Source organism: Novosphingobium sp. 11B, assembly GCF_054589055.1.
In genome coordinates this window covers 1-9406 of sequence record NZ_BAAILP010000081.1, presented here as the reverse complement: position 1 = coordinate 9406, position 9406 = coordinate 1, and the positions used below count along the sequence as shown (strand labels likewise).

The 9406-nt window shown below is 66.1% G+C and carries 6 protein-coding genes; 4 read left to right on the top strand and 2 right to left on the bottom strand.

Going from position 1 to position 9406, the window contains the following annotated elements:
* Positions 1–130: 130 nt before the first annotated feature.
* Both ACYPYD_RS07270 and ACYPYD_RS07265 read right to left on the bottom strand, forming a co-directional pair.
* Positions 131–2383 (bottom strand): TonB-dependent receptor, encoded by a 2253-nt coding sequence (locus tag ACYPYD_RS07270; RefSeq protein WP_459662627.1) that lies wholly within the window; start codon positions 2381–2383, stop codon positions 131–133.
* Between the two features lie 185 nt (positions 2384–2568).
* On the bottom strand, positions 2569–3825 hold the full coding sequence (locus tag ACYPYD_RS07265; protein WP_459662626.1) for an MFS transporter: 1257 nt from the start codon (positions 3823–3825) through the stop codon (positions 2569–2571).
* Between the two features lie 127 nt (positions 3826–3952).
* Between ACYPYD_RS07265 and ACYPYD_RS07260 the strand changes: the two genes are divergently transcribed.
* The 4 genes from ACYPYD_RS07260 to ACYPYD_RS07245 are packed head-to-tail and all read left to right on the top strand — an operon-like array spanning position 3953 to position 9329.
* Positions 3953–5581, top strand: a complete 1629-nt coding sequence (locus ACYPYD_RS07260; protein WP_459662625.1) for an alpha/beta fold hydrolase — start codon at positions 3953–3955, stop codon at positions 5579–5581.
* Positions 5578–6906 carry an MFS transporter gene (locus tag ACYPYD_RS07255; protein WP_036527050.1) on the top strand — a complete coding sequence of 443 codons (1329 nt, stop codon included), beginning with the start codon at positions 5578–5580 and terminating at the stop codon, positions 6904–6906. The genes ACYPYD_RS07260 and ACYPYD_RS07255 overlap by 4 nt, the downstream gene beginning before the upstream one ends.
* 1 nt (position 6907) lies before the next feature.
* Positions 6908–8500 (top strand): FAD-binding oxidoreductase, encoded by a 1593-nt coding sequence (locus ACYPYD_RS07250; RefSeq protein WP_459662624.1) that lies wholly within the window; start codon positions 6908–6910, stop codon positions 8498–8500.
* A 7-nt stretch (positions 8501–8507) separates the two neighbouring features.
* Positions 8508–9329, top strand: coding sequence for a cupin domain-containing protein (locus ACYPYD_RS07245; RefSeq protein WP_459662623.1), 822 nt, complete (start codon positions 8508–8510; stop codon positions 9327–9329).
* The last annotated feature ends 77 nt before the right edge of the window (positions 9330–9406 follow it).

The window sequence follows — 9406 nt, the reverse complement described above, 5'->3', positions numbered from 1 at the left end:
AGCCCATTGCTCCTGACGCGGTGGAAAACACCGGCGCCAGCGCTCGCCCAAGTCAAGCCGCCAAACACCGATCAAACTCGGGACACACCAGAGCGGCGGGCTCGTGAATAACCCGGGCTAAGGACTCTCCTCAGAACTTGAACCAGACGCTGCCGGTGAACCGACGCGGATCGCCCGGGAACAGCGAGAGGAAGTTCGCCGTGATCGTCTCCTGCTTGGTCAGATTGGTCACGCCGAACGACGCCCCGAAACTGCCGTCGGTCTTCTCGTACGAGACCTTGAGGTCCACGAAGTCCTCGCGCGGGGCCGCCGCTGTGTTCAGCACGGCGATATAATACGAGGAATTGTGCCGGTACGAGCCGATCAGCTTGATGTCGCCGTCCAGCGCGTCGACCGGGATCGTGTACGTCGCACCGCCGGTGAACTGGAAGGTCGGCGTGCGCACCGGTCGGGTGTCGGTGGATATCTGCAGTGCCTGCGACACGCCCGGCAGGATCACGACCGACGAATACTCGCCATGCGACAGCGAGCCGTTGGCGAAGAACTCGAAGTTGCGCACCGGCGCGAAGACCGTCTCGAACTCCAGACCGTAATCGACCAGCGTACCGGCATTGCGCGCGAGGCTGACGATCACCGTCTCACCCGGCGGGACGATGCCCGAAGTGATCTGCAGGTTCTTGGTGCGGGCATAATAGCCGTTGAGGTTTATGCGCACCTTGCGATCGAACAGTTCCGACTTCACGCCGCCTTCATACGACCACGTCACTTCCGGCTCGAACGCCAGCACGCGCGTCGCCACGGCGGCGTTGCCGTTCCAGCCGCCCGACTTGAAGCCGTTCGTCGCCGAAGCATAGAGCATGACCGAGGGCGAGAGCTTGTAGTTGATCGCGAAGCGCGGGGTCACGCGGTTCTGCGTCAGCTTGAGCGGAATGCCTGCCGCGCGCACGTCGGCGCTGTTGAAGCCGAAGCCGGGAAACCGCTCGGAATCGAAGTACTCGATGCTCTTCTTCTCGTAGGTGTAGCGCGCACCCACGGTGACGGTCAGGTCGGGCACGACCTCGTAGTCGCCCTGGAGGTAGCCGGCGACAGTCTCCACCTGCTGGCGGAAATGGCGATCCTGCAGGAGATTGAACGCGGTAGCCGTCGCCGAACCCTGGAAGTCGGCCGAAGCGAGATGGTTCACTTCGCGCAGGTAGAACACGCCGGCAACGTACTTCAGCTTGTCGTCGAATGCTTCGCCGGTCCACTTCAGTTCGGTCGAAACCTGATGGTTCCTGATCTTGTCGGCCAGGATGTAGGCGGCGTAGACATTGGTGGTCGTGCCGTTGTAATTGTTGATGTAGCCCTGCTCCTGCTCGCGATAGCCCGCGATCAGTTCGAGGTTGCCGGCATCGGTGTTCCAGTTGACGTCAGCGGTCGTCGCGTAGCTGTCGGTCAGCGAGCAGTTGCCGGTCACCGTGGTCAGCAGGATGTTGACCGGATCGCCCTTGCAGTTGCCTTCGGGCAGGGCATTGCGGGTGTTGTAGAAATCCGGCGTGGTCGTCGTCTTGTAGCGATCCGACGCGCCCGGCGCGGCGTAGACACCAAGGTAGGTGCCGGTGTTGCGGGTATATTCGCCCGACAGGTCGATGGTCAGGTCGTCGGTCGGCAGGAAGCGCACGTCGCCGCGGAAGCCGTAGTTGCGCTCGCCGTTGAGGCGGTCGCCGGTGGTGACGTTCTTGAGGTAGCCCTTGTCGTAGACGTAGTAGGCGGACCACTTCGTCAGCACGCGCTCGCTCACCGGCAGGTCCACGGTGGTCTTGGCGGTGACGCGGTCATAGGAGCCGTAAGTCGCCTCGAACTTGGCGCCCATCCGGTCCGACGGCTTCTTCATGATCACCGAGACGGCGCCGCCGGTGGTGTTGCGGCCGAACAGTGTTCCCTGCGGTCCGCGCAGCACTTCCACGCGATCGACGTCGAAGAACTGGTAGTTGTTGGCGTTCTGGCGCGCGACGTAGACGTTGTCGACATACGTGCCGACCGGCGGATCGAAAGTCGCGACCGACTGGCTGTTGCCGAGGCCGCGCAGGTAGTAGGCGTTGGCGGTGCCCAGCCCTGCGTTGTGCGTGGCGATCATGCCCGGCACCATCTGCGCGGTCTTGATCGCGTCGTTCAGGTTGAGGTTGCGGATCATCTCTTCGCTGAAGGCGGTGACGGCGACCGGGACGTCCTGCAGACGCTCGGGACGGCGCTGCGCGGTGACAATGATGTCGCTGCCAAGATTGCCGCTGGCTTGTGCGTCAGTGCCCTGCGCGTCCTGTGCATGGGCTGTGGTGGCGGTGATGGCCAGCAGTGCGGCGGCGCCCAGAGCGCGCGCACGAATACACCTCGTCGAATCAAGCATGACGACTCCTCATTTTCTGTCCTGAAACCTTGGAACGCGGGCGCATCCTGCCGCCGCCGCTGCGATCTTTATTTGTTATGCATTGATGACATAATAGATTGCGCTTTGTGTCAACCCGCCAAATCGATCTCGTGTCGATTTACCTCGACGCTGGGGCACGGAAGTCACAGGCGCCGATAATATCGTTATTTTTCTGATAGTTTTGGATAGGCACCCATGGCGAGGAGCAGTACGGCGCCGACAACCAGACAGGCCGAGCCCGACCTCAGGGCAATCGTGTAATCGCCAATCCTGTCGAAGACATATCCAAAGACGACCGGCCCCAGACCGCCCGCGAAAGCGATGACGGCATAGAAGCAGCCATAGATCGCCCCGTAGTGACGCTGCCCGAAGAAGCGGCTGATCAGGTAGGCGAGCAGGTCGAATTCGAACCCAGCACCGAACCCGAGCGAGATCACGGCCAGCGTCGCGATAAGCGGCGACAGCGCCGAACTCGTCAGCAGCCAGCAGCCCAGCGCCGGGAACGCGAGGATGACGAGGGCGATCAGCGGCGCCCAGAAACGGTCGAGCAGCCAGCCGCCGATCAGTCTCCCGGCGATGACCGAAAGCCCGAAGGCGGCGGTGATCTCGCCGATCTGCGGCAGCGTGAAAGCGCGGGTCTTGAGGATGTTCTCAAGGTTGGGCGTCGGCGCGGTGAGGGCGAAGGCGATGAACAGGAAGGCCCCCGCCATGATCCACAGCCGCCGGTCGCGCGCCGCCTCGGCCAGCGTCAGGCCGGGCTGGCTGACCTCCTCCGCGGCTTCGACCGGCTTGTCCGGAGCCGCCGCGCCCCGCGCCATCTCGCGGAAAAGCAACGCCACCACGGGCACGCCGACGACGATGGGCAGGCAGCCGACCACCACCACGGCCGTGCGCCAGCCATGCGTCTCGATCAGGTGGGCGCAGAGCGGCTTGATGATGAATCCGGTGATGCCGGTGCCGCAACTCGCAAGGCCCAGCGCCATGCCGCGCCACTTGTCGAACCACTGCGTCACTACCCTGGTCCACGTCGCGGACAGGGTGCCAACGCCGAGCACCGCCATGATTACCCATTGCGCATAGTACAAAGTCAGCGACCCGTTGCTGAGTGCGAGGCTCATGTAAGAGAGCCCGAACAGCGGCAGCGAGACGAGCGCCACGGGCCGCGCGCCGAACCGGTCGATGGCGATCCCGGCGAGCGGGCTGGCGATCATGACGACGCCCGACTGCACCGTGATGCTGGCCATCAGCGCCGCGAAGCTCCAGCCGAATTCGGCGGAAAGCTGCGGGGCGAGCATGCCGATCGTGTAGAACGGGATCGGGCTCAGCCCCAGCGCCACCCCGACCATCGCGGCGACCACCACCGCCCACCCTCGCGGGTCGTCGGGTCGGGGGGCAGGCCGCGAAAAGTCACTCTGGCGCATCTTCACTCGGTTCGATCTCCGGGCTGGACAACCCGATTTTTATCGATCACGAATAGATATATGTCTATATCAAAATGAGGGTCACAGCGTCATGTCCTCCCGGCAACCTATCGCCGCCGCCCCATCCTTGAGGATCGCCCGGCGCTACGTCGACGTCCAGGGACGGCGCGTTCATCTGCGCGAGGCAGGGCAAGGCAAGCCTGTCGTCCTGCTGCACGATTCGCCGCGATCCTCACGCCTGCATCTGGGTATGATGCGGCTGCTGGCGCCGCATTTCCGGGTCTTCGCGCTCGACACGCCGGGCTATGGCAATTCCGAACCGCTCGGCGTCGAGATCCCCACGATCGACGATTTCGCGGCGGCGCTGGGTGATGCGCTGGAGGTCCTTGGCCTTGCCGATGCGCCGATCTACGCGACCCATACCAGCGCCAAGATCGCGCTGGAATATGCGGCCTCTTCGGGGCGTCCGCCCGCATTGATCCTCGACGGACTGTCGTTTCCGGAAGCGCTGGCCCCGACTGCCTTCGTCGATGCCTACATGCGCCCCTTCACCATCGACGCGCAGGGCGCCTACATCGCCGCGGAGTGGACCCGCACGCGCGACATGCTGCGCTGGTTCCCGTGGTTCGCGACGACTGCCGCCAGCCGCATGGCAATGGAAACGCCTTCGCCCGAATGGATCGAACAGTACACCATCGACCTGTTCAGCGCCGGGCCGAACTACTCCGGCGCCTATGCCGCCGCGATGCGCTACGATTGCAGCCCGGCCCTCCGGGCGATCACGGTGCCGACCTTGGTGGCCGCCCGCCGGGACGACGTGCTCTACGGCTACCTCGACCGCATTCCGGTGGCGGAGAACCCGGCCCTCAGCATCGAACGCCTCGAAAGCGACCGGACGGCATGGGGCGAATGGCTGCTGGCCCGCCTTACCGATGCGTCGGCATCGGATGCGCCTGTCACCGCGCCTTCCTCCACCGGCTATGTCGAGCACGAAGGGGGCCAGATTCATGTCCGGCGCCGTGGACCGAAGGGTGGCCGTCCTGTGCTCATCCTTGAAGCATCCTCCACGCTGTCCGCGATGCAGTGGCAGGGCGCGCTTTGCGCCACCCACGATACCGTAGTCCCCGACCTGCCCGGTTTCGGCGAATCCGAGGCGCTGGATGATCCCTCGGCCGCCGGCTACCTCGCGACGCTGACGACGCTTGCCGCCCAACTCGGCGGCAAGGTGGACGTGCTGGCGGTCGGCCCCGCCTCCTACCTCGCGCTCGCCTTTGCCGAGGCACGGCCGGACATGGTCGGGCAGCTGATCCTCGACGGCGCACCCGAAAGGCCCGCCGATCCCGAGGCGCTGTGCCCTCCCCTCGCCTTCGACATGGCCGGAGGACACCTCCACCGCGCCTGGCACATGCTGCGCGACGGGCAAGTGCAGTGGCCCTGGCATTCGGGCACGATCGCAGCGCAGCGCAAGACCGAACCAACCTTGGGCGGCGAGGCGCTACACGGCGCGTTGCTGGGCGTGATCAAGCAGCCCGCGCACTACGGCGACGCCATGAACGCCGCGCTGTCGATTGCCGACACCCCGCCCGTCACCCGATGCCCGATGCTGGTGTTCACGCGCGAGCACGACCCGTTCTACGCCGCCGCACCGCGCCTCGGCCATGCGACGACCGACCGCCCCGATACCAACACCGAAGCCGCCGTAGTGGTCGCCCAGTTCCTCACCTCGGCGATCGCCGAAACGGAGAGCGCGGCGTGACGCCCGGCGCGCCGCAGGACGTCTGGCCGGCACGAAGATACGCCTGGTACGTGATCGCACTGCTGACGCTGGCCTATGCGCTGGCGATCCTCGACCGCGTCTCCATCGCCCTGCTGATAGAGCCGCTGGAGCGCAGCCTCCACCTCAGCGACACGCAGTTCGGTCTGCTGCAGGGCATGGCCTTCAGCATGGTCTACAGCCTGCTCGGTCTGCCGCTGGGCATGCTCTGCGACCGTTCACGCCGCGTGCCGGTGCTGGTCGGGGGCCTCGCGGTGTGGAGCCTCGCGACGATCTGCTGCTCCTTCGCCTCCAACTTCGAGCAACTGTTCCTTGCCCGCATGATGGTGGGCGTGGGAGAGGCGGCGCTGGTGCCGGTCGCGACCTCGCTCATCGCCGACTACTTCGCGCCGACCGAGCGCCCGCGCGCTTACGGCGTGTTCGTGGTGGGCAGCTCGATCGGGACGGCAGCGGCGATGGCGCTGAGCGGGTTGTTCATCCGCTGGGCCGACGCGCTCATCGCGGGGCTGCCTTCGCTGTTCGGGTCACATATGCCCTGGCAGATCGTCTTCATCCTTTGTGGACTGCCCGGTCTCGTCCTCGCCCTCATCATCCTGGCGAGCGTGCGCGAACCTTCGCGCAAGGGCCTCGATACGCAAGTCACCAGCATCAGCCTGCGGCCGATCCTGAGCCTGTTTGCGCAGCGCCCGGTAGCCTACGGCTGCTTCCTGATCGGCACGGTCATGAACCTTGTCTGCGTCTATGCCATCGTCGGGTGGTTCCCCGCACTGTTCATCCGCGCGCACGGCTGGGACGCGGCGCATACCGGCTATGCACTGGGCGCCGTGGGCTTTCCGGTAAGCGCCTTTGCAGCCGTGAACAGCGGCTGGGTGATCGCGTGGCTGCTGAAGCGCGGCCACCGCGACGCGCCGGTACTGGCGGCGATGGGCTGCGCGGCCTCGATGGTGCTGTTCGGCACCGCCGCCTGCCTCGTGCCGTCAGGCTGGATGGCGCTGGTGTTCTACGCGCTCAATGCGCTGTTCCTGAACTGGAACATCTCGGGCGTCTATTCGGGCATCTCCGCGATGACGCCCAACCGGCTGCGCGGGCAGGTCATGGCGATCCACACGATCTGCTCGGGCCTGATCGCGCTGACGGCGGGCAACTTCATCGTCGGGTTCCTGTCCGACACCGTCTTTACCGGCCCGGGCGGCATAGCCTGGGCGCTGGGCATCGTCTTCTTCGGCTGCGGCACGGCCGCCGCGCTCACGCTGGCCGTGGGACGCGGCGCGTTCCGCGAGGCCGTGATCGCGAATGAGAGGGAATAGAATGGCCTCCGCAAGCACGATCGACGACGCGCTGGAGCGCGACCTTTCCGCGATCCTCGGCCCCGAGGGTCTGCTGAGCGACGAGGCATCGATCGAGCTGCACTCCTCCGACCTGCTCGGCCGCGCCGGGCGTTGCCGTCTGGTGATCCGGCCGGAGAATCAGGCGCAGCTGGTCGAGGCCGTGCGCCGCATCGCACCCACCGGAATGCCGCTGATGCCGCGCGGCGGCGGCCTTACTTATGTCGGCGGCTACGTCGGCAGCGGGGCCGACTGGGTCGCGGTGGACCTGCGGCGGATGAACCGCATCCTCTCCATCGACGAAAAAGACATGGTCGTCACCGTCGAGCCGGGCGTGACATGGCTTCAGCTTTATGAAGCGCTGCAGGAGAAGGGCCTGCGCCTGCCGTTCTTCGGCACGTTCTCCGGCCGGGGCGCGACAGTGGGCGGTGGGCTCTCCAACGGCGCGCTGTTCCTCGGCACCGCGCGCTATGGCACTTCGGCGGACATCGTGCTCGGGCTGGAGGTCGTCACAGCGGACGGCGCGGTCGTCCACACCGGGCAGAAGGCAGTGGCGAATGCGCCCAAGCCCTTCCTGCGCAGTTTCGGCCCGGACACCACCGGGCTGTTCATCCACGACGCGGGCGCGCTGGGCATCAAGTGCAAGGCCAGCCTGCGCATGATCCGCAAGCCCGCGCACACCGACTTCCTCTCGTTCGGCTTCCCCGACCGTGACGCCGCCATCGCCGCGATCTGCGAGATCGGGCGCGCTGAACTGGCCGAGGACGCCTATGTCATGGACCCGGACAAGACGCGGCAAGCACTCGCCGCCCCGTCCGACCTGATCCGCGACGTAAAGACGCTGGGCAAGGTCGTGGCGCAGGAACAGGGCCTGCTGCGCGGCCTCAAAGCGGGCGCCAAGCTGGCGCTGGCAGGGCGCGACTTCATCGAGGAGGGCTGCTTCTCGCTGCACCTCGTCCTTGCCGGTCGCAGCCGCGCGAGCGTGGACGAGGATATGGGCGCCGCTCGCCAGATCGCGGCGAAGCTGGGCGGCAGGGAACTGCCCAACTCCATCCCCAAGGCCGGGCGGGCGGAGATGTTCTCGCCCCTCGACGCGGTGCTGGGGGCGACGGGAGACCGCTGGGTCGCGCTCAACGGCAAGGTGCCGCACAGCCAGGCCAAGGCTCTGGTGGACGATCTGGAGCAGTTGCTGGCAGATAATGCCGATGCGCTGCGCGAGAGCGGCGTGGTCGTCTCACGCCTGATCACGATCATGGGCAACCATGCCTTCAGCTACGAGCCGGTATTCAACTGGCACGACGAATGGCTGCCGATGCACGAGGCGACCCTGAGCGCCAAGGCCCTGCGCGATCTGCCCCGCCCTCCTGCCAACGAAGCGGCGCGGGCGCTGGTCATGCGGCTGCGGCAGGAGATCGTCGCGGTGTTCGCGCGCCATGGTGCAGCCTCGAACCAGATCGGGCGGACATATCCTTATGCCTCGATCCTGCGGCCGGAATCGCGGGCGTTGCTGGAAGGGGTGAAACGCACGCTCGACCCGGACATGCGCATGAACCCCGGCGCGCTGGAACTGGGGTGAAGCAACGATGGCCCGGCCGCACATCGAGTTCATCCAGACCCAGAACGTCGACTGGCGCGAACGGCCGGACGGCGTTCTGGAAAAGCTGCTCAGCTACGATCCGCTGAGCACCGACGCCACGCTGATCGTGCGGCTGCCGCCCGGTTTCGTGTCGGGGCCACGCACGGCCGGGGAGCCTGCCTTCGAGTACTTCGTGCTGGACGGCTCCGTGACGGTGGACGAACTGCCCTGCGCGCGACATGCCTACGGCTACATCCCGCAAGGCAACGGCCTCGGTGCTGTTTCGTCGCAGGACGGCGCGACGCTTCTGGTCTTCAGGCACGCACTCGATGATCCGAACGCCCATGCAGAATGCGCCGATGCCATCGCCATCGATACCGCGCGGATGCCTTGGGATACCTCGACCTACGATCCGAAACTCGGGCACCTGCGGCTTGCCCGCAAGGTGCTGCGGCTCGGCCCGAACGACAGCGGGCGCACCTTCCTGCTCACCGGCCTGCCGCACGGCGTGCCCGATGAAACCCATCTCCCCACCGAGACGCACCACCACTGCGAGGAAGCCTTCATGCTGCAGGGCGAGATGTGGGCGCCCGAAGGCCGCATGCGGCAGGGGGCCTACTTCTTCCGTCCGCCGAATATCGTCCACGGACCGCATGTCTCGGAAACCGGGTTCCTGCAGATCATGCGCTCGCCGGGCTCGAACCGGGTGGTGAACCAGTGGTCGGACAATCTCAAGCCGCTGCCGATCGGGGCGGCATATGCGCCGGTGGCGCCGGAGGGGACGCCTGCCGAATGGCTGCGTCCGCTGGATAACGCTCCGGTGTATTAAGGCCGATGGGGCTTCGACAAGCTCAGCCTGAGCGGAGTTGAGAGGTTTGATCCCCGCTCAGGCTGAGCTTGTCGAAG

What these genes read in the sequence shown, in the direction of transcription:
- ACYPYD_RS07270 (WP_459662627.1), bottom strand. Translation starts at nt 2,383, where the DNA reads ATGCTTGATTCGACGAGGTGTATTCGTGCGCGCGCTCTGGGCGCCGCC.
- ACYPYD_RS07245 (WP_459662623.1), top strand. Translation starts at nt 8,508, where the DNA reads ATGGCCCGGCCGCACATCGAGTTCATCCAGACCCAGAACGTCGACTGG.
- ACYPYD_RS07250 (WP_459662624.1), top strand. Translation starts at nt 6,908, where the DNA reads ATGGCCTCCGCAAGCACGATCGACGACGCGCTGGAGCGCGACCTTTCC.
- ACYPYD_RS07265 (WP_459662626.1), bottom strand. Translation starts at nt 3,825, where the DNA reads ATGCGCCAGAGTGACTTTTCGCGGCCTGCCCCCCGACCCGACGACCCG.